21 protein-coding genes are annotated in these 18357 nt (G+C 58.3%); 11 read left to right on the forward strand and 10 right to left on the reverse strand.

Annotated features, from left to right (window positions below):
- Positions 1–181: 181 nt before the first annotated feature.
- Complete coding sequence (gene choX, locus BLS87_RS26960) at positions 182–1108, reverse strand: choline ABC transporter substrate-binding protein (RefSeq protein WP_074757472.1); 927 nt, start codon at positions 1106–1108, stop codon at positions 182–184.
- Between the two features lie 39 nt (positions 1109–1147).
- A complete protein-coding gene (betC, locus tag BLS87_RS26965) occupies positions 1148–2653 on the reverse strand; it encodes a choline-sulfatase (protein WP_074757628.1) in 1506 nt (501 codons plus the stop codon).
- Positions 2654–2767: 114 nt separating this feature from the next.
- Between betC and BLS87_RS26970 the strand changes: the two genes are divergently transcribed.
- The 3 genes from BLS87_RS26970 (at position 2768) to BLS87_RS26980 (ending at position 5642) form a co-directional block, all read left to right on the forward strand.
- Positions 2768–3718: a choline sulfate utilization transcriptional regulator gene (locus BLS87_RS26970; RefSeq protein WP_074757474.1), complete on the forward strand. Its 951-nt coding sequence runs from the start codon at positions 2768–2770 to the stop codon at positions 3716–3718.
- 446 nt (positions 3719–4164) lie between these two features.
- Positions 4165–5085, forward strand: a complete 921-nt coding sequence (locus BLS87_RS26975; RefSeq protein ID WP_074757476.1) for a hypothetical protein — start codon at positions 4165–4167, stop codon at positions 5083–5085.
- Positions 5086–5309: 224 nt separating this feature from the next.
- Entirely contained in the window at positions 5310–5642 is a 333-nt protein-coding gene (locus BLS87_RS26980; protein WP_074757478.1) for a DOPA 4,5-dioxygenase family protein, read from the forward strand.
- A 157-nt stretch (positions 5643–5799) separates the two neighbouring features.
- On the opposite strand, the gene BLS87_RS26985 is transcribed toward BLS87_RS26980, so the two are convergent.
- The 3 genes from BLS87_RS26985 to trpB all read right to left on the reverse strand — a co-directional run bounded on the left by BLS87_RS26985 (position 5800) and on the right by trpB (position 8464).
- Positions 5800–6300, reverse strand: coding sequence for an anti-virulence regulator CigR family protein (locus BLS87_RS26985; RefSeq protein WP_074757480.1), 501 nt, complete (start codon positions 6298–6300; stop codon positions 5800–5802).
- A 125-nt stretch (positions 6301–6425) separates the two neighbouring features.
- Positions 6426–7238 carry a tryptophan synthase subunit alpha gene (gene trpA, locus BLS87_RS26990; RefSeq protein WP_074757482.1) on the reverse strand — a complete coding sequence of 271 codons (813 nt, stop codon included), beginning with the start codon at positions 7236–7238 and terminating at the stop codon, positions 6426–6428.
- The gene (gene trpB / locus BLS87_RS26995) at positions 7238–8464 is read right to left on the reverse strand and encodes a tryptophan synthase subunit beta (RefSeq protein WP_074757484.1); all 1227 of its coding nucleotides are present in this window, start codon (positions 8462–8464) and stop codon (positions 7238–7240) included. Before trpB ends, trpA begins: the two co-directional genes overlap by 1 nt.
- A 121-nt stretch (positions 8465–8585) precedes the next feature.
- On the opposite strand from trpB, the gene BLS87_RS27000 reads away from it, so the two are divergent.
- Positions 8586–9485 (forward strand): LysR family transcriptional regulator, encoded by a 900-nt coding sequence (locus tag BLS87_RS27000; RefSeq protein ID WP_074757486.1) that lies wholly within the window; start codon positions 8586–8588, stop codon positions 9483–9485.
- On the opposite strand, the gene BLS87_RS27005 is transcribed toward BLS87_RS27000, so the two are convergent.
- Positions 9486–9812: an ElaB/YgaM/YqjD family protein gene (locus BLS87_RS27005; protein ID WP_074757488.1), complete on the reverse strand. Its 327-nt coding sequence runs from the start codon at positions 9810–9812 to the stop codon at positions 9486–9488.
- A 202-nt stretch (positions 9813–10014) separates the two neighbouring features.
- Between BLS87_RS27005 and BLS87_RS27010 the strand changes: the two genes are divergently transcribed.
- Together BLS87_RS27010 and BLS87_RS27015 are read left to right on the forward strand one after the other, a co-directional pair.
- A complete protein-coding gene (locus BLS87_RS27010; RefSeq protein ID WP_074757490.1) occupies positions 10015–10230 on the forward strand; it encodes a dodecin in 216 nt (71 codons plus the stop codon).
- A gap of 150 nt (positions 10231–10380) precedes the next feature.
- A complete protein-coding gene (locus tag BLS87_RS27015) occupies positions 10381–10605 on the forward strand; it encodes a DUF1161 domain-containing protein (protein ID WP_074757492.1) in 225 nt (74 codons plus the stop codon).
- A gap of 62 nt (positions 10606–10667) precedes the next feature.
- Here the strand turns inward: BLS87_RS27015 and BLS87_RS27020 are convergent, their stop codons facing one another.
- Entirely contained in the window at positions 10668–11669 is a 1002-nt protein-coding gene (locus tag BLS87_RS27020; protein WP_074757494.1) for an LLM class flavin-dependent oxidoreductase, read from the reverse strand.
- Positions 11670–11961: 292 nt separating this feature from the next.
- Between BLS87_RS27020 and BLS87_RS27025 the strand changes: the two genes are divergently transcribed.
- Both BLS87_RS27025 and BLS87_RS27030 read left to right on the forward strand, forming a co-directional pair.
- The gene (locus BLS87_RS27025) at positions 11962–12393 is read left to right on the forward strand and encodes an OsmC family protein (RefSeq protein ID WP_074757497.1); all 432 of its coding nucleotides are present in this window, start codon (positions 11962–11964) and stop codon (positions 12391–12393) included.
- A 132-nt stretch (positions 12394–12525) separates the two neighbouring features.
- Positions 12526–12759: a DUF1161 domain-containing protein gene (locus tag BLS87_RS27030; RefSeq protein ID WP_074757499.1), complete on the forward strand. Its 234-nt coding sequence runs from the start codon at positions 12526–12528 to the stop codon at positions 12757–12759.
- Between the two features lie 32 nt (positions 12760–12791).
- Here the strand turns inward: BLS87_RS27030 and BLS87_RS27035 are convergent, their stop codons facing one another.
- On the reverse strand, positions 12792–13208 hold the full coding sequence (locus BLS87_RS27035; RefSeq protein ID WP_074757630.1) for a PA0061/PA0062 family lipoprotein: 417 nt from the start codon (positions 13206–13208) through the stop codon (positions 12792–12794).
- A gap of 110 nt (positions 13209–13318) precedes the next feature.
- Between BLS87_RS27035 and BLS87_RS27040 the strand changes: the two genes are divergently transcribed.
- Entirely contained in the window at positions 13319–14380 is a 1062-nt protein-coding gene (locus BLS87_RS27040; RefSeq protein WP_074757500.1) for an aminopeptidase, read from the forward strand.
- Positions 14381–14500: 120 nt separating this feature from the next.
- Here the strand turns inward: BLS87_RS27040 and BLS87_RS27045 are convergent, their stop codons facing one another.
- A complete protein-coding gene (locus BLS87_RS27045) occupies positions 14501–15151 on the reverse strand; it encodes an HAD family hydrolase (RefSeq protein ID WP_074757502.1) in 651 nt (216 codons plus the stop codon).
- 171 nt (positions 15152–15322) lie between these two features.
- On the reverse strand, positions 15323–15871 hold the full coding sequence (locus BLS87_RS27050; RefSeq protein WP_074757504.1) for a gamma carbonic anhydrase family protein: 549 nt from the start codon (positions 15869–15871) through the stop codon (positions 15323–15325).
- A 54-nt stretch (positions 15872–15925) separates the two neighbouring features.
- Between BLS87_RS27050 and prlC the strand changes: the two genes are divergently transcribed.
- On the forward strand, positions 15926–18013 hold the full coding sequence (gene prlC, locus BLS87_RS27055) for an oligopeptidase A (protein ID WP_167362113.1): 2088 nt from the start codon (positions 15926–15928) through the stop codon (positions 18011–18013).
- Entirely contained in the window at positions 18010–18297 is a 288-nt protein-coding gene (locus BLS87_RS27060; protein WP_074757508.1) for a YheV family putative zinc ribbon protein, read from the forward strand. Before prlC ends, BLS87_RS27060 begins: the two co-directional genes overlap by 4 nt.
- The last annotated feature ends 60 nt before the right edge of the window (positions 18298–18357 follow it).

Genomic DNA, 18357 nt, shown 5'->3' on the forward strand with positions numbered 1-18357 from the left:
GCTGCTGGCGGTCGCCGATCTACCTAATGCCGCAGATCTACTGTGGAAGCGAATTCATTCGCGATTCGCCGTTACATCCGACACATTTCTGTCGCCTGTGGCGCCGTCTCGCGAATGAATTCGCTCCCACATGTCAGTCATCAGCCTTGAGATCAAATTGATCCCAAGGTCTGGAGGACGCTTACAACTTGGCCTTGACCGCTGGCAGCGCATCCTTGTCGTCGATGGTTTTTACACCGCTCAACCACTTCTCAAGCACCGCCGGGTTTTCCTTGAGCCAAGCTTTGACCGCTTCGGTATTGCTGACCTTGTTGTCCACCACGTTCTTCATGATGGTGTTTTCCATGTCCTGAGTGAACGTCAGGTTGGAGAACAGCTTGGCCACGTTCGGGCAGGCGTCGGCGTAGCCCTTGCGGGTCACGGTGTACACGCTGCCGGTATCACCGAAGTACTTTTCGCCACCTTTCAGATAGTGCATGCCTTTGATCTGCACGTTCATCGGGTGCGGTGTCCAGCCCAGGAACACCACGAACTCCTTCTTCTTCACGTTGCGCTGCACTTCGGCCAGCATCGCCTGTTCACTGGACTCAACCAGTTTCCAGTCGCCCAGGTCGAACTCGTTCTTCTTGATGATCTCCTGAATCGACGCGTTGGCCGGAGCCCCCGAACCGATGCCGTAAATCTTCTTGTGGAACTTGTCGGCGAACTTGTTCAGGTCGGCAAAGTTATGCACACCCGCGTCGTAGACGTAGTCAGGAACGGCGAGGGTGAACTCGGTGCCTTCCAGGTTCTTGGCGTATTGCGTCACATCGCCGGTGGCGATGAACTTGTCATAGAAGCCCTGCTGCGCAGGCATCCAGTTGCCCAGGAAAACGTCCATTTGACCGTCTTTGAGACCACCATAGGCAATCGGCACTGCCAGCGTATCGACCTTGGTCTTGTAACCCATGCCGTCGAGCAGAAAGCCCGCTGTGGCATTGGTTGCAGCGATGTCGCTCCAACCTGGATCGGCCATCTTGACCGTACTGCAGCTTGCGTCAGCGGCGTATGCAACGACGCTGCTCAAGCTCATCACCGCAACCGCCAGCGTTGTGAACAACTTCTTCATGGTGTGCCCCTTTTTTGGTTTTCTAAGTGTTGGCAGGGTTCAAGGTTGTGGATAACGGGCCTTGCGCTCCAGATCGTCTAGATCGATATGGTTGCGCATGTATTGCTGACTGGCGTCTACCAGCGGCTGGTGATCCCAACTCTTCAGCTTGCCGAGGGCCAGCGACTCGGCGACGAAACGCCGACGACGCTGGCTGGCGAGCACCTGATGGTGTATCGCCGGAATGTCCCACTTGGCCTTTGCTTCGGCCAGGAACGCGTTGAACAGGTCGCGGTGAGCCTCGGACTGGCTCAGCTCTTCCTGCTCTTTCGGGTCGTTCTCCACGTCATACAGCAGACATGGATCTTGTTCCGAATAGATGAACTTATAAGCGCCGCGACGAATCATCATCAGCGGGCTGTTGGTGCCCTCGGCCATGTATTCACCGAACACTTCATCGTGACCGCCCGTGCCTTGCAAGTGCGGCAGCAGCGAACGGCCGTCGAGCGGAAGGCCCGCCTCCAGCTCGCCTTGCGCCATGGCGACGAAGGTCGGCAACAGGTCGGCGGTGGACACGGCGGCCTTTACCCGGCCGGCCTTGAACTGACCCGGAGCGTACACGAGCAGTGGCACACGGGCGGACATTTCAAACCAGTGCATTTTGTACCAGAGCCCACGTTCGCCGAGCATGTCGCCGTGATCGCCGGAGAACACGATGATGGTGTCGTCGGCCAGACCGGTGTCTTCCAGGGTCTTGAGCAGCTTGCCGACGTTATCGTCGATGTAGCTGCACGCGCCGAAGTAAGCGCGGCGAGCGTCGCGGATTTTGTGTTCCGGCAGCGGCTTGTCCCACAGGTCATAAACCTTGAGCAGGCGCTGGGAGTGCGGGTCCTGATCGGCTTGCGCGGGCGGTGCAGGCGGCATGGGAATCTCGTCGTCGGTGTAGAGATTCCAGAACGACTTGGGAATGGTGTACGGGTCGTGCGGGTGAGTCATCGACACAGTCAGGCAGAACGGCTGGTCACCGTCTTCACGCACATGGTCGAACAGGTACTGCTGCGCCTTGAAGACCACTTCTTCGTCGAAGTCGAGCTGGTTGGTCCGCACGCACGGGCCGGCCTGCAGCACCGACGACATATTGTGGTACCAGGTCGGGCGAACGTCCGGCTCGTCCCAATTGACCGCCCAGCCATAGTCGGCGGGATAGATGTCGCTGGTCAGGCGCTCCTCATAGCCGTGCAGTTGGTCGGGACCGCAGAAGTGCATCTTGCCCGACAGCGCCGTGCGATAGCCAAGACGGCGCAGATAGTGGGCGTACGTCGGGACATCGGCCGGGAAGTCGGCAGCGTTGTCATAAGCGCCGATTTTGCTCGGAAGCTGACCGCTGACGAGGGTAAAGCGCGACGGAGCGCACAGCGGGCTGTTGCAGTAAGCAGCGTCGAACACCACGCCGTCAGCGGCGAGGCGGCTCAAATTCGGCATTTTGATTGGAGATGAGGCGTAAATCGGCAACATCGGCGCGGCCATTTGATCGGCCATGATGAAAAGAATGTTCTTGCGCTTCATGTATTCGCGGCATTCCATAGTGAATATTTATGCGAAATTGCTGCTCCAGAGAATGAGACCCATGGGATCAGCGGTAAAGCCCATAAAACGCAATGCCTAGGATAAGCCACGCTTATGTTTGAAGCCCTCGGTGATATGTCATTGGACCTGCTGCGCGGTTTTGAAGCTGCCGCCCGGTTGCGTAGCTTTACGGCGGCCGCCGTCGAGCTCGGCACCACTCAACCGGCCATCAGCCAGCAAATCAAAAGGTTAGAAGAACAACTGGCAACGCGCCTCTTTGATCGCATCTACCGAGGCATCGAACTCACCGACGCCGGCGAGATTTTGTTCAATCACGTGCAAAGTGGATTGCAGTCGATGGATGCCGGTCTGAGCCTCATCACCGAGCAGCATCAACATGAGGTGTTGCAGGTCGCGACTGACTTTGCCTTCGCCGCGTATTGGCTTATGCCGCGCCTGCATCGCTTCCACAAAGACAACCCCGACGTGGACGTGAGCCTGGTGACCAGCGAGCGTAGCCACAGCATGCTGCGCGCGGACATCGACGTTGCCGTACTGTTTGGCGACGGGCGCTTCAAGCAGGGGGAAAGCCACTGGTTGTTCAGCGAGGAAGTATTTCCGGTCTGCAGCCCCAAGTTGCTGGCTGGACGCCCCCTGCCCTTACCCAATGAGGCGTTGAAGGAATTTCCCTTGTTGCACTTGCGTGGCGAAAACAGCACCAACTGGTTTGACTGGGGCGGCGTCTTCCGCGCGCTGAACATCGCCCAGGCGCCCGCGCCGGGACAGCTGCGATTCGACAACTACACATTGCTGATTCAAGCGGCGATCGGCGGCCAGGGTGTCGCCATTGGTTGGCGACATCTGGTGGACGATCTGCTGGATCAAGGCTTGTTGTGCCGTCCGATCGACGCGACGGCAATATCGGGTTACGGATATTACATCGTGTTGCCACAGCGAAAGCGGCGGGTGCAGATCGTGCAGCGTTTCGTCGATTGGTTAAAAAGTGAGCAAGCGTTGAGCGGGGATTCGTTGGTCGGCAAGCCGATGCCTTCCATCGCGATTTGAAGTTCTCTTAAATGCGACTGTTCCGACCCCTGACACTGGACAGAGGCTCGATTGCTCAGCCGCCCAATGAACGACGGCGAAATTTCCTACGGTTTTATCGGACGGGGCCGGGTTTACTCTCTTCTTAAATCAGGGTTACTTCTTCTCTCGAGATCAGATGAACGCTAGAGAGTATGGTGCATTCGCCCCACTGTTAAAGCGAAGACAGTTTTGAAGGAGTGCTGTATGCGACCTCAGCTACGGCGGGTACTGCTGGATATAAAAGTCGTTTTTATATCGAGTTGGAGATGGTTGGGCGAGCGAGTTAACAGAAGATTTGTAAATGTCTTCCTTAATATTATTCGATGGACACTGATCGTCTACCTAAGTCTTTTCTTCTACGGATTCTATAGCTTCGGATGGCTTCTTTAACAAAAATTATTAGATGCAGTTATAGGGAATTTATGATGCCACAAAATTTAACCCAGCAAGATCTGAAAAGTTTGGATATCTTGCTCACCCACGACTCTGTATCCTCGATGTACGCGGTCCTGCAACTTAAAGGCTACAACTATGCCATTTTGGCGGAAAATGTGGTGAGTCAAAGCTCTGCCTCTGGTGCCGCTGCTGTGGGCTTTATGAAGGCAACCGCAGAGCGTGAGGGTATCGTCGTATCAGGTGATACCCTAAATTTTATCTACACTAAAATGGCCCGAGGTTATCTGGATGCGCTGGCCGCTCAGTACAAGACTCAAGGGGTCGTTAATAGGGATATCAACTATCGCGAGGCCTGGAGTTTTCACAACAAGGCTTTCGGCGACTATGGTCTTTCCCCCGACGCCTGGACATTAAATTCGGTATTCACTGTCGTTGCAAGCGATGCAATGCGTGAATATTATTGGTCTGAAATACTTGCTTCCGCGGGTGACCCGATTGCAGAGGCCGCCATTTTGGTGAAGACGGAAAATCTCATGGCGACTGCATCTGTCATTGGTAACGCAGAGATTAAAGCCGTTGCACAGAATTGGCGTGCGCGAGTGGATACACCCTCAATGACGGCGGCCGTGTTAAATGGCACAGTTGGAATGGTCGCTGATCGCATTGGAGGTCTTTTCAGAGAGATATCCGATAACGTGTTGGGGCCGATACCTTCAGGGACCGTAATCCCTGCTTGGGTACCGCCGCCAACGCCGACTCCGTTGCCGACACCCAATGTTGTGACAGCACCGCTCCCAATCCCGAGTGCTCCGCAAGCACCCAGTCCTACGAAATATAAACCTCGGAAAAGGCCTCGGCTTCCTCCTCCGACCACTCACCAAGGCCATCCCGGCAGTGGATATGGGCCAATCGGTGGAGGAGGAAGCAAACCCAGTTTTTGGCTGGAATGACCACTAGATAGCCAGTGCATGTCTCCCTCGTCTTCGCGCTTGTTATGCGAAGACGTGTTCATGCTCCCACGGTCAACACCTCTCAATCTGATAGGGTGACAAGCGATGCACTTTTCCGGCAACACTTTTGCTTTGGTGATAGCGCTTGATGCAAAAGTATAGCGACAACCTTATCTTTGAGATTTGCCAAGTCAAAGACAGTCCCTCGTTAAAGGAGAGGCCAGATGTCATCCATCGAGGGCTATCACGCCCACGTTTATTTCGATGCCCAGACCATCGAGCAGGCGCGTGCGTTGTGCGAGACCGTGGCGGCCAAATTCGATATCCGCATGGGGCGAGTGCATGAGCGGCCTGTGGGGCCGCATCCCGACTGGAGCTGTCAGTTGGCGTTCGAGCATGCAAAGTTCGCTGATGTGATGCTGTATCTGGCGCTGAATCGCAACGGACTGGTGATCTTCACCCATCCTGATACCGGCGATGACCTTGCCGACCACACCGAGCATGCGATCTGGATGGGCGGGATTCGGGAATTGAATGTGGGGATGTTCAAGGTGTAACGGCGACACTGTTACTGCTGAAACTGTCCCCACTTTGGGAGTGAGCTTGCTCACGAAGAGGCCGGTACACCCACTGCATCATCAGGGTTTGTACCACCGCCTTCGCGAGCAAGCTCGCTCCCACAGGGCTTGTATCGTTAGCCAAATTGCGTCGGGGTCAGTTCAGAACACCTTCCAGGATCTCATACACGATCCCGCTGCCGACCGCGATCAGGACGATGTCCGGCCCCAGACGACGCCATTCGTAACCGTCGTAACGCGGCAGGTACTGCAGCGAGCGGTCATCCAGACGACGGCCGTAACCCCGTGGCAGCGGATGGCCTTTCACGATATGGATATTTGGCGGCAGCGGTTGGCCGCGGCCAATGACCTCGCGGTGTTCCTGAATCGTGCGGCGCACATCTCCAAAATCTGACGGTGGACGGCCACCACGATGATCGTTGTCACGATTGTCGGCATGCTCGTCATTGCGATGATCGTTACCGTGATCATTGCCTCGATTATCCTGTGGACCGCCTTGCGGGCCTCGGTCCTGATGTTGGCCAGGGCCATGGTCGTCATTGCCGCCACGTTGATCCGGGGGTGCCGCGTGGACCAGCGCACTGGCGCTGAGCATCAGCACGCCTAACCCTGCGATCAAACGATTCGAGACTTTCATGTAGCGTGCTCCTGAGCAAATTCGAGTCAGCAAAAAGGGGTTCAGAATCAGGTTCTGAACCCCTTTGCTGTACTGCTTAGTCTGCTAACAAAGGTGGAGATTCCTCTGTATCAGAAACTTTACCTTCAGGACACACGGGCCTTACGCACGCCTTCGGACAGCTCGGCGCACAGCTTCAGCACACCGCTGACGGCCTGATCGGCCGACTGCGCGTTGGCGATTTGATCGATCAACGCAGAGCCGACTACCACGCCCTCGGCGACACGGGCGATGGCGGCGGCTTGATCCGGTGTGCGAATGCCGAAACCGATGCTGATCGGCAGGTCGGTATGGCGACGCAGACGTGTGACCGCTTCTTTCACATGCTCGATGGTCGCCGCGCCCGCACCGGTTACACCGGCCACCGACACGTAGTACACGAAGCCCGAACTGCCATTGAGAACGGTTGGCAGACGGTTGTCATCGGTGGTTGGCGTGGTCAGACGGATGAAGTCCAGACCCGCTTCCTGCGCGGGGTCGCACAGCTCGTTGTTGTGCTCAGGTGGCAGGTCGACCACGATCAGGCCATCAACACCGGATTCACGCGCTTCGGCGATAAAACGCTCTACGCCATAGTTGTGGATAGGGTTGTAGTAACCCATCAATACCAGCGGGGTCGTGGTGTCTTCGACGCGGAACTCGCGAACCATTTGCAGGGTTTTCGCCAGATTCTGCTTGGCGTCCAGCGCGCGAATGTTCGCCAGCTGGATCGCCGGGCCATCGGCCATCGGGTCGGTGAAGGGCATGCCCAGCTCGATCACATCGGCACCGGCTTTTGGCAGGCCTTTCAGGATCGCCAGCGAAGTGTCATACGCAGGGTCACCCGCAGTGATGAACGTCACCAAGGCGGCACGGTTTTGTTCTTTGAGGTCGGCAAAACGTGTTTGCAGGCGGCTCATCAGTGTTTCTCCTGCTTGGACAGATCCATATGGTGCATGACGGTTTGCATGTCCTTGTCGCCACGACCGGACAGGTTGACCACCATCAGGTGATCCTTTGGCAGCGTTGGTGCGCGCTTGAAGACTTCAGCCAGGGCGTGAGCGGTTTCCAGCGCCGGAATGATGCCTTCCAGACGGCAGCACTGGTGGAACGCGGTCAGGGCCTCGTCGTCAGTGACCGAGGTGTATTCGACGCGGCCGATGTCGTGCAACCACGCGTGTTCAGGGCCGATGCCTGGGTAGTCCAGACCGGCAGAAATCGAGTGTGCGTCGATGATCTGGCCGTCGTTGTCCTGCAGAAGGAACGTGCGGTTGCCGTGCAGTACGCCCGGAACGCCGCCGTTCAGGCTCGCTGCGTGCTTGCCGGTTTCGATGCCGTGACCGGCCGCTTCGACGCCGATGATGCGCACGGAGGTGTCATCCAGAAACGGATGGAACAGGCCCATGGCGTTGGAGCCGCCGCCGATGCACGCGACCAGGCTGTCTGGCAGGCGCCCCTCTTGGGCTTGCATCTGCTCGCGGGTTTCCTTGCCGATCACGGCCTGGAAGTCGCGGACCATCGCAGGGTAAGGGTGTGGACCGGCCACCGTGCCGATCAGGTAGAAGGTGCTGTCGACGTTGGTCACCCAGTCACGCAGCGCCTCGTTCATTGCGTCTTTCAAGGTGCCGGTGCCGGCCACCACCGGGATGACCGTGGCGCCCAGCAGTTTCATGCGGAACACGTTGGCCTGCTGACGCTCGATGTCGGTGGTGCCCATGTAGATCACGCATTCCAGGCCAAAGCGCGCGGCCACGGTGGCGGTTGCCACGCCGTGCATGCCAGCGCCGGTCTCGGCAATGATGCGCTTCTTGCCCATGCGACGGGCCAGCAGGATCTGGCCGATGCAGTTGTTGATCTTGTGCGCGCCGGTGTGATTCAGCTCTTCGCGTTTGAGGTAAATCTTGGCGCCGCCGCAGTGCTCGGTCAGACGCTCGGCGAAATACAGCGGGCTTGGACGACCCACATAATCGCGTTGGAAATAGGCCAGTTCCTTGAGGAAGGCAGGGTCTTGTTTCGCGATCTCATACTCACGGTTCAAGTCGAGGATCAGCGGCATCAGGGTTTCGGCTACGTAACGACCGCCGAACGCGCCGAACATGCCGCGCACGTCCGGGCCATTGCGATATTGGGTCTCTGTCTGGGACATAGGAACCTCCGAGGTGACGAATAGGGTGAGCCGTTAAGGCAGTGAACACACTTTAACCAGCGCAAAGGCCGATGAAAACCGATAAGATCGGCGCAACCTGTCAGAAAAACTCACAGATCCCATGAGCCGAGACCTTCCCCCGCTGAAAGCCTTGCGTGCTTTTGAAGCCACTGCCCGCCTCAACAGTGTGAGTCAGGCTGCGGAGCAACTGCACGTTACCCATGGCGCTGTTAGCCGACAGCTGAAAGTTCTCGAAGAGCACCTGGGCGTTAGCCTGTTCAGCAAGGATGGTCGCGGCCTGAAACTCACAGATGCCGGTATTCGTCTGCGAGACGCCAGCGGCGAAGCATTCGACCGACTGCGCAGCGTGTGCGCCGAGCTGAGCCAAGGCAGCGCGGATGCCCCGTTCGTTCTCGGCTGCTCGGGAAGTCTTTTGGCGCGATGGTTCATCCCTCGGCTGGGAAGGCTGAACGCCGACCTTCCCGATCTGAGGTTGCATCTGTCCGCTGGCGAAGGGGATCTGGATCCGCGGCGACCGGGGCTGGATGCATTGCTGGTATTCGCGGAGCCGCCCTGGCCTGCGGATATGCAGGTCTTCGAACTGGCGAGCGAACGAATCGGCCCTGTATTGAGCCCCCGTTTCGCGCGGTTCGAGGCGCTGTGCCAGGCGCCTGCACAGGCATTGCAGGGCGAGCCGCTTCTGCAAACCACGTCGCGTTTGCAAGCATGGCCCAGTTGGGCAAAGCAAAACGGTATCGATCCCGACGCGCTGCACTACGGTCAGGGCTTCGAGCATCTGTATTACTTGCTGGAGGCTGCAGTTGCAGGCCTTGGAGTTGCCATCGCCCCGGAGCCGTTGGTCGCGGATGACTTAAAGGCAGGACGCCTCGCTGCGCCATGGGGCTTCAGTGAAACCCCGGCGCAACTGGCTTTGTGGATACCCAAACGTGCCGCCGATGGGCGGGCGCAACAACTGGCCCAATGGCTCAGGCAAGAGCTGGCACGTTCAGGTCAGGTGTAATCAACTACCGCGCTTGCACAGCAAGTAGGCCGCCAGCAAACCGATCGCACCCACGGCGACGCCTGCGGTGGTCCAAGGATGCTCTTGGGCGTAGTCACGTGTGGCAACGCCGGTTTCGCGCGTTTTCACTTTAACGTCCTCATAGACATCGCTCAGCAGGCTGCGCGAATGACTCAGCGCGCTTTCGGCGTTGGCCTTCAAGGACTTCAGGGTTTTGCGCGACTCGTCCGAAGCGTCGGACTTCAAGCTCTCAAGTGACTTGAGCAAACTCTCGATCTCGGCTTCCATGCTTTGCAATGACGCTTTACGGGATGACGTGAATGCCATGATGTGACTCTCCTGCAGTGATGAGTGGCGTGTGTTGATTCCGACTACAGGGTTTTCAGAAAGTGCAGTGCGGGTTTCGAACAGCCGCTTTTTATGAACTTTTCAGCCGGTCCATGCGCCTCAAAGGTAGGCAAGCCACGCCGGACGTCAGGAGCAGATTCGCTGCTACGCTCCAATCGAAGACCATTTGAGGAAAACTGCCATGACTGATCACCACACTTACAAAATGCTCGAACTGGTCGGCTCGTCGACCACCAGCACCGACGATGCGATTCAGAATGCGATTGCCCAGGCCGCCAAGAGCGTCAAGCTCATGGAGTGGTTCGAAGTGCTGGAGACGCGCGGGCATATCGAGAACGGCAAAGTGGCGCACTTCCAGGTGACCATCAAAGTGGGCTTCCGCATCGATAACAGCTGAAAAACCTGAACTTTTAAACTGGCCGAGTGCCATAGCCTTCGCTATACATACCCCGCCGTTCGTGAATTCGGACGCGAGGACTCTGTGACGGGCCGCTGATCTCCAGCGGCCTTTTACGCTTGAAAAGCGCCTGACGAGGGAGTGTGACCGATGAAGAAGATTCTTTTGGCGGTTGGGTTGTTGAGCATTGCGGGCACCACCTTTGCAGCCGGAAAATCGTGCGATGACGTGAAGGCGGACATCGACGCGAAGATCAAAGCCAAAGGCGTGGCGTCTTACACGCTTGAAGCTGTGGACAAAGGCAGCGCCGCAGACGGCAAGGTCGTTGGCACCTGCGACGGCGGCAGCAAGGAAATTGTCTACAAACGCGGCTGATTCAGCCCGTTGTGCCCATAAAAAACCGACGCATCTGGCGTCGGTTTTTTTGTGTGCGCAGACTAGCCTTTCGCGACCTGCGCCAGAATCTCGTAAGAGCGCAGCCGATCAGCGTGCTCATACATGTCGCAGGTGAAAATCAGCTCGTCGGCGTCGGTCTGTTCCAGCAACACGTCCAGCTTGGCGCGGATCTTTTCCGGGCCGCCGACCATCGCAAGCCCCAGGAAGTCCATCACCGCTTCGCGTTCATGGGGCAGCCACAGGCCGTTCATGCTCTCGACCGGAGGTTTTTGCATCAGGCTCTGCCCGCGCATCAGGTTGAGAATACGCTGGTACACCGACGTCACCAGATACTCCGCTTGCTCGTCCGTATCGGCAGCCGCCAACGGCACGCCCAGCATGACGTAAGGCTTGTCGAGCACCTCGGAAGGCTGGAAATGGTTGCGATAGACCCGAATGGCTTCATGCATGTAACGCGGCGCGAAGTGTGAGGCGAACGCATACGGCAAGCCTCGCTGACCGGCCAGCTGCGCGCTGAACAGACTCGACCCCAGCAGCCAGATCGGCACGTTGGTGTTAGTGCCCGGCACGGCGATAACGCGTTGGTGCGGCTGGCGCGGCCCCAGGTAGCTCATGAGTTCCGCGACGTCATCGGGGAAGTCGTCGGCGCTGCCGGAGCGTTCACGGCGCAGGGCGCGAGCGGTCATCTGATCGGAGCCCGGCGCGCGTCCCAGACCCAGGTCAATACGGTCCGGAAACAGACTGGCCAAGGTGCCGAACTGCTCGGCGATCACCAACGGCGCGTGGTTGGGCAGCATGACGCCCCCCGAGCCGACGCGGATGGTCGACGTGCCGCCCGCCAGATACGCCAGCAGTACTGAGGTGGCTGAGCTGGCGATGCCGTCCATGTTGTGGTGTTCGGCGACCCAGAATCGGTTGTATCCCCATTTTTCGACATGTTGCGCCAGGTCCAGCGCATTGCGCAGCGAAACCGCCGGGCCTTTGTCCTCGCGCACCGGAACCAGGTCGAGGGTAGAAATCTTCACATCAGCTAATCGTTTCATAGGCCGCTGTTGATCCTCTTGGGGCTTGGTCTGGCGCCTCAGACGTTCGGGGCGTGAGAGCAAAGCCTGCGTTAAGCCTAAATATTTGCGTTAAGCCATAGGATAAGGCCGGATTTTGAGGTTGCAATGGGCAGAGAGAAAATTCCTACTAATTTGGTCGGATTTTCCATAGCCGAAAAAAGACAAATTAAGCACGCGTGTCATAACTGTTGAACTAACTCCCGCCTACACTCCTCAGACTTTTGGTCCACGTGCGATCACTTCGCACTTTTTTCATTCATGAGGAGACACCATGAGCATCGTCAAGAAAGCATCCGCCCACTGGGAAGGCGACCTGAAGACAGGTATCGGTAGCATCTCCACTGAAACCGGCGTGCTGCGCGAAGCCCCTTACGGCTTCAAGGCCCGCTTCGAAGGCGGCAAAGGCACCAACCCGGAAGAGCTGATCGGCGCAGCCCACGCGGGTTGCTTCTCGATGGCTCTGTCGATGATCCTGGGCGGTGAAAACCTGAAGGCCGACAGCATCGACACCACTGCTGACGTCACACTGGATCAGGTCGATGGCGGCTTCGCGATCACCGCTGTGCACCTCACTCTGAAAGCCAAAGTCCCAGGCGCAACTCAAGAGCAGTTCGACAAATTGACTGCAATGGCCAAAGAAGGCTGCCCGGTCTCCAAGGTGCTGAACGCGAAGATCACCCTGGATGCCACGCTGCTGAGCTGATCCTGCGTTGAGGCAACACCCGATGACCCGCACATGCGGGTCATCTGCGTTTCGGGCCAAGGAGAACCGGCTCGTCGCGGCAAGGTCATATGCAGGGCCAATGCGAATCGCACGGCATCGAAGGAGTCGAACATGAAACGCATCGCCGCAACCCTGATCATCAGTGCACTGACCACCAGCGTGTTCGCTGCTCCCAAACCCTGCGAGGAGCTCAAGGCCGAGATCGAAGCCAAGATCCAGGCGCAGAACGTCAGTTCATACACGCTGGAAGTCGTCGGCAACGAAGAGGTTCATGATCAGAACATGGTCGTGGGCACCTGTGAGAACGGCACCAGGAAGATCATCTATCAGAAGAATGATCGGTGAGTGTCGAGTGGACCCGCATCCTCTTGTAGGTCCTAAGGAATGCAAAAAATCTCGCCCTCTTCCGCCAGCACTCTGCGTTGCTCGTCTCGCAGCTGGGCGTCGATGCTGTTGGCGATGTGGCGCACGTCGAGGCGATAACGGTGGCCCGCTTCGAAATGGTCGTAGTTGATCGTCACGTAGCATGTCAGCTCGTTGTAAATGTCCATCGACAATCCCATCCCGCCCGGTGCGTATTCATAGTCGTAACGCACTTCGAGTTTGTGTTTGCCTGGCGTGACCTGAAAATAGCGGCCATCCTCCGTACGCACACCGTCCAGCTTGTCGGCCATCAGCGTCTTGCCGGTGAACGTGTGCAGGTCGACCCAGGCTTGTTGCGGATCGACCGCAGGCAATGGCCCCGCGCATCCAGCCAGCAGACTCAGAGCAATGATCGACAGGGGCAGGCGCATGGCAGACTCCGCATTCAGGCAGATGACGAGGGTGGTTGCGTCGCGGGCCGGCTCTGCGGCATAACAGTCGACGCTGTGCACCTTGTGTTTTTCTACGTTAAGGCCGCTGGATGAATCGACTCAAAACAACGTGGTTCCGGCGCGGCGTGCCGATGCTGGCGATTTTACTCCTCAGCGGCTGTTCCAGTCTTTCCTATTACACGCAGTTGGCCAGCGGTCAGTTGGCGTTGCTCAGGGCGCGCGAGCCGGTGAGCGATATCATTGCCGATCCGCAGCGTGATCCCAAGCTGCGCGACCGTCTGCTCAAGTCGCAGCAGGCTCGCGCGTTCGCCAGCCAGCACCTGCATCTGCCGGACAATCAAAGCTATCGGCTGTTCGCGGACATCCATCGGCCTTACGTGGTCTGGAACGTCTTCGCCACAGGCGAGTTTTCTCTTGATCCGGTGACCCATTGCTTCCCCATCGCAGGTTGCGTCGCCTATCGCGGTTACTACGACCAGAATGCGGCGCGAGGGGAAGCGGCGTTGCAGAAGCTCGACGGCAAAGACGTGTACGTCAGCGGCGTCGAGGCCTATTCGACCCTGGGCTGGTTCAACGACCCGATCATCAGCTCAATGATGAACTGGGGTGATGAACGTCTGGCGACGTTGATCTTTCACGAACTGGCGCACCAGCGGTTTTATGTGAAGGACGACAGCGAGTTCAATGAGTCCTACGCCACCTTCGTGGAAGAAGAAGGCACCCGGCAGTGGCGGGCAGCGCGAGGATTGCCGCCCGAGACAGCGTCCTCGGAGACGCAACGTCGTGATCAACTCACGCAACTGGTGCTCAATACCCGGGACCGTCTCAAAGCGCTTTACGCCGAGCCTCTTGGCGCGGACGTCATGCGCCAGCGCAAGACGGCAGAATTCGAGCGTCTGCGCAGTGAATACAGACAGATGCGTGACAGCCAATGGGGCGGCGACAAGCGTTTCGATGCGTGGGTGTACGCACCCATGAACAACGCCCGGTTACTCCCGATCGGACTCTATGATCAGTGGGTGCCCTCGTTCGAGGCGCTGTTCAGGCAGGTCAACGGAGACTGGGTGGCCTTTTTCGCAGCAGTCGAGAAGATGGGGGCGTTGCCCAAGGAAGAGCGCAAGGCCGCGCTCGAGCGGTTGGCGAAGCCTTGAGCCTGACCTCGGACCTGTAGGAGCGCGCTTGCCCGCGATTGCGGCCTTCCTGAAACATCAATGCCGGATGACACACCGCAGTCGCGGGCAAGCGCGCTCCTACAATGGGAAGTGGTGCGGTCAGGATTTGAGAAACGCCTGATGCAGCGCTTTCAGCGATTCAAAGTGATACGTCGGCGCTTCGGCTTCCAACTCTTCGCGACTGCCAAACCCATACCCTACCGCCGCCACGTCCAGCCCGTTGCGTTTACCGCCAATGAGGTCGTGCTTGCGGTCGCCGATCATCAATGTCTGCTTGGGATCGAGTTTTTCCTCGTCCAGAAGATGGCGAATCAATTCGACTTTATCGGTCCGCGTGCCGTCCAGTTCGCTGCCGTAGATCAGCTTGAAGTGCCGGGCAAAGTCAAAGTGCCGGGCGATCTCATGGGCGAATACCCAGGGTTTTGACGTCGCGATAAACAACGTGCGGCCTTGATCGGACAGCAGGTCGAGCAGCTCGAAAACGCCATCGAACACCAGATTTTCGTACAGGCCGGTGACCTTGAACCGCTCGCGATAGAACCCCACTGCTTCCCACGCCTTGGCCTCATCGAAATCGTAGGTGCGCATGAATTGCTGCAACAGCGGTGGCCCGATGAAGTGCTCAAGGCGAGTGATGTCGGGCTCGTCGATTCCCAGTTTGCTCAGGGCGAACTGGATCGAGCGCGTGATGCCTTCGCGTGGATCGGTCAGCGTGCCGTCCAGGTCGAACAGAATATTCTGGTAATGCATGTCGTCTCTCAGAAGCGTGAAGAGAATGTCTGGGTGATGCACGGACTCTGTGGGAGCGAATTCATTCGCGAGAGGTCCGCACATCCGCAGGGGGGGCCTCGAATGTACCGACGTCTCGCGAATGAATTCGCTCCCACAGGTTAATCAGCGTCCAGGGGAAAGCTGTCTTGCTCAGCAGGGCTTGTCGAAACCTTCGGCCAGATGCTGGTCCTTGAGCTTCACGTAATTGCTCGCGCTGTAGGGGAAGAAGGCGATTTCCTTCTCGGTCAGCGCACGAACCTGTTTCACCGGCCGGCCAACGTACAGGAAGCCCCTTTCCAGACGCTTGCCCGGCGGCACCAGGCTGCCAGCACCAATGATCACTTCGTCCTCGACGACGGCGCCGTCCATGATCGTGCTGCCCATTCCGATCAGGATGCGGCTGCCAATGGTGCAGCCGTGCAGCATGACCTTGTGGCCGATGGTCACTTCGTCGCCGATCAACAGCGGGAAACCGTCCGGGTTGAACGGCCCTGCGTGCGTGATGTGCAGCACACTGCCGTCCTGAACGCTGGTGCGGGCGCCGATACGGATGCGGTGCATGTCGCCGCGAATCACCGTCAGTGGCCAGACGGAGCTGTCGGCGCCGATCTCGACATCGCCGATAACAATGGCCGAATGATCGACAAACGCCCGGTCGCCAAGGGCCGGTGTGTGATTCTGGAAAGTACGAATAGCCACAATAGGCTCCTTCTCTGGCGCTGATAGCTGCGGTCAGCGCCGATTCTAATTAAGATGCTCAGGTGTTTCTTCCAGCCAAGGTGCCAAACCGTGAGCGCGAACAACCCTCTTTTGCAATCGTACGACCTGCCACCTTTCTCGGCGATCCGCGCCGAGCACGTAAAACCTGCCATTGACCAGATTCTTGCCGACAACCGCGCTGCGATTGCCGACATCCTCGCCAAGCAAGGTACGCAGCCTACATGGGCAGGCCTGGTGCTGGCGATGGACGAACTGAACGATCGTCTGGGCGCGGCCTGGAGCCCGGTCAGCCATTTGAACGCTGTGTGCAACAGCGCCGAACTGCGCGAAGCCTACGAGTCGTGCCTGCCGGCATTGAGCGCCTACTCCACTGACATGGGCCAGAACCGCGAACTGTTTCAGGCCTTCGAAGCGTTGGCCAACAGCCCGGAGGCCGCCGGTTTCGACGTGGCGCAGAAAACCATTCTGGAACACTCGCTGCGTGACTTCCGCCTGTCGGGCATCGATCTGCCGCCCGAGCAGCAGAAGCGTTACGCCGAAGTGCAGAGCAAACTGTCGGAGCTGGGCAGCCAGTTCTCCAACCAGTTGCTCGATGCGACGCAGGCCTGGACCAAGCATGTCACCGACGAAGCCACCCTCGCCGGCCTGACTGATTCGGCCAAGGCGCAAATGGCCGCTGCGGCCAAGGCAAAAGACCTCGACGGTTACCTGATTACCCTGGAATTCCCGAGCTACTACGCGGTGATGACCTACGCCCACGACCGCAAGCTGCGCGAAGAAGTCTATGCAGCCTACTGCACTCGTGCGTCGGACCAAGGCCCGAATGCCGGCAAGAACGACAACGGCCCGATCATGGAACAGATCCTCGACCTGCGTCAGGAGCTGGCAAAACTGCTGGGCTTCGCGAGCTTTTCGGAGTTGAGCCTGGCGACCAAGATGGCCGAGTCCAGCGATCAGGTGCTGAGTTTCCTGCGTGACCTGGCCAAGCGCAGCAAGCCATTTGCCGCTCAAGACCTGCAACAGCTGAAAGCCTACGCCGCCGAACAGGGCTGCCCGGACCTGCAAAGCTGGGACAGCGGCTTCTATGGCGAGAAACTGCGGGAACAGCGTTACAGCGTGTCTCAGGAGGCACTGCGCGCCTACTTCCCGGTCGACAAGGTGTTGACCGGGTTGTTTGCGATTGTGCAAAAGCTGTACGGCATCGAAATCGCCGAGCAGAAAGGCTTCGACACGTGGCACCCGGACGTCCGTCTGTTTGAAATCAAGGAAAACGGTCAGCACGTCGGCCGCTTCTTCTTTGACCTCTATGCCCGCGCCAACAAGCGCGGCGGTGCGTGGATGGACGGTGCGCGTGACCGTCGTCGCACATTGGCCGGCTCGCTGCAAAGCCCGGTTGCCAATCTGGTGTGCAACTTCACCCCGGCGGCACCGGGCAAACCTGCCCTGCTGACCCACGATGAAGTGACGACGCTGTTCCACGAGTTTGGCCATGGTCTGCATCACTTGCTGACGCGTGTTGAGCACGCGGGCGCCTCGGGCATTAATGGCGTGGCGTGGGATGCGGTCGAGCTGCCAAGCCAGTTCATGGAGAACTGGTGCTGGGAGCCGGAAGGTTTGGCGCTGATCTCCGGTCACTACGAAACCGGCGAGCCGCTGCCACAGGATCTGTTGGAAAAAATGCTCGCGGCGAAGAATTTCCAGTCCGGCCTGATGATGGTCCGTCAGCTGGAGTTCTCCCTGTTCGACTTCGAACTGCACGCCACCCACGGCGACGGTCGCACCACGCTGCAAGTACTGGAAGGCGTGCGTGACGAGGTTTCGGTCATGCGTCCGCCTGCCTACAACCGCTTCCCCAACAGTTTCGCGCACATCTTTGCAGGCGGTTACGCCGCCGGCTACTACAGCTACAAATGGGCTGAAGTACTGTCGGCAGATGCCTTCTCCAAGTTCGAAGAAGACGGCGTACTCAATGCCGAAACCGGTCGCGCGTTCCGTGAGGCGATTCTGGCCCGTGGCGGTTCGCAGGCGCCGATGGTGCTGTTCGTCGACTTCCGGGGACGCGAGCCTTCGATTGACGCACTCTTGCGCCATTCCGGCTTGAGCGAGGAAGCGGCAGCATGACCGATACACCGCACGTGATTACCAAGAAACGCTTCATCGCCGGGGCGGTCTGCCCGGCGTGCAGCGAGCCCGACAAGTTGATGATGTGGAGCGAGGACGATGTTCCGCACCGCGAATGCGTGGCCTGTGGGTATTCCGACACGCTCAATGCCCAGGGTCAGTCGATCCCGAAAGAGCTGGGCACACGCGTCAACAAGCCTGTGCCGAAACCGGCTGATCCGAAGGTTCAGGGTGTGCAGTTCTTCCCTAATCCGAAGTTGAAAAAGCCGGTTGATCCCAGCTAGACAAAAACGTGGAAATCCCGTCATGCCTCACCCATGGGCATGACAGGGATCGGCATCAAA

It is taken from the genome of Pseudomonas abietaniphila (assembly GCF_900100795.1).
GTDB classification, from domain to species: domain Bacteria; phylum Pseudomonadota; class Gammaproteobacteria; order Pseudomonadales; family Pseudomonadaceae; genus Aquipseudomonas; species Aquipseudomonas abietaniphila.

Coding starts and splice junctions, on each gene's coding strand:
- choX (WP_074757472.1), bottom strand. CDS start 1,108: ATGAAGAAGTTGTTCACAACGCTGGCGGTTGCGGTGATGAGCTTGAGC.
- betC (WP_074757628.1), bottom strand. CDS start 2,653: ATGAAGCGCAAGAACATTCTTTTCATCATGGCCGATCAAATGGCCGCG.
- BLS87_RS26970 (WP_074757474.1), top strand. CDS start 2,768: ATGTTTGAAGCCCTCGGTGATATGTCATTGGACCTGCTGCGCGGTTTT.
- BLS87_RS26975 (WP_074757476.1), top strand. CDS start 4,165: ATGCCACAAAATTTAACCCAGCAAGATCTGAAAAGTTTGGATATCTTG.
- BLS87_RS26980 (WP_074757478.1), top strand. CDS start 5,310: ATGTCATCCATCGAGGGCTATCACGCCCACGTTTATTTCGATGCCCAG.
- BLS87_RS26985 (WP_074757480.1), bottom strand. CDS start 6,300: ATGAAAGTCTCGAATCGTTTGATCGCAGGGTTAGGCGTGCTGATGCTC.
- trpA (WP_074757482.1), bottom strand. CDS start 7,238: ATGAGCCGCCTGCAAACACGTTTTGCCGACCTCAAAGAACAAAACCGT.
- trpB (WP_074757484.1), bottom strand. CDS start 8,464: ATGTCCCAGACAGAGACCCAATATCGCAATGGCCCGGACGTGCGCGGC.
- BLS87_RS27000 (WP_074757486.1), top strand. CDS start 8,586: ATGAGCCGAGACCTTCCCCCGCTGAAAGCCTTGCGTGCTTTTGAAGCC.
- BLS87_RS27005 (WP_074757488.1), bottom strand. CDS start 9,812: ATGGCATTCACGTCATCCCGTAAAGCGTCATTGCAAAGCATGGAAGCC.
- BLS87_RS27010 (WP_074757490.1), top strand. CDS start 10,015: ATGACTGATCACCACACTTACAAAATGCTCGAACTGGTCGGCTCGTCG.
- BLS87_RS27015 (WP_074757492.1), top strand. CDS start 10,381: ATGAAGAAGATTCTTTTGGCGGTTGGGTTGTTGAGCATTGCGGGCACC.
- BLS87_RS27020 (WP_074757494.1), bottom strand. CDS start 11,669: ATGAAACGATTAGCTGATGTGAAGATTTCTACCCTCGACCTGGTTCCG.
- BLS87_RS27025 (WP_074757497.1), top strand. CDS start 11,962: ATGAGCATCGTCAAGAAAGCATCCGCCCACTGGGAAGGCGACCTGAAG.
- BLS87_RS27030 (WP_074757499.1), top strand. CDS start 12,526: ATGAAACGCATCGCCGCAACCCTGATCATCAGTGCACTGACCACCAGC.
- BLS87_RS27035 (WP_074757630.1), bottom strand. CDS start 13,208: ATGCGCCTGCCCCTGTCGATCATTGCTCTGAGTCTGCTGGCTGGATGC.
- BLS87_RS27040 (WP_074757500.1), top strand. CDS start 13,319: ATGAATCGACTCAAAACAACGTGGTTCCGGCGCGGCGTGCCGATGCTG.
- BLS87_RS27045 (WP_074757502.1), bottom strand. CDS start 15,151: ATGCATTACCAGAATATTCTGTTCGACCTGGACGGCACGCTGACCGAT.
- prlC (WP_167362113.1), top strand. CDS start 15,926: ATGCTCAGGTGTTTCTTCCAGCCAAGGTGCCAAACCGTGAGCGCGAAC.
- BLS87_RS27060 (WP_074757508.1), top strand. CDS start 18,010: ATGACCGATACACCGCACGTGATTACCAAGAAACGCTTCATCGCCGGG.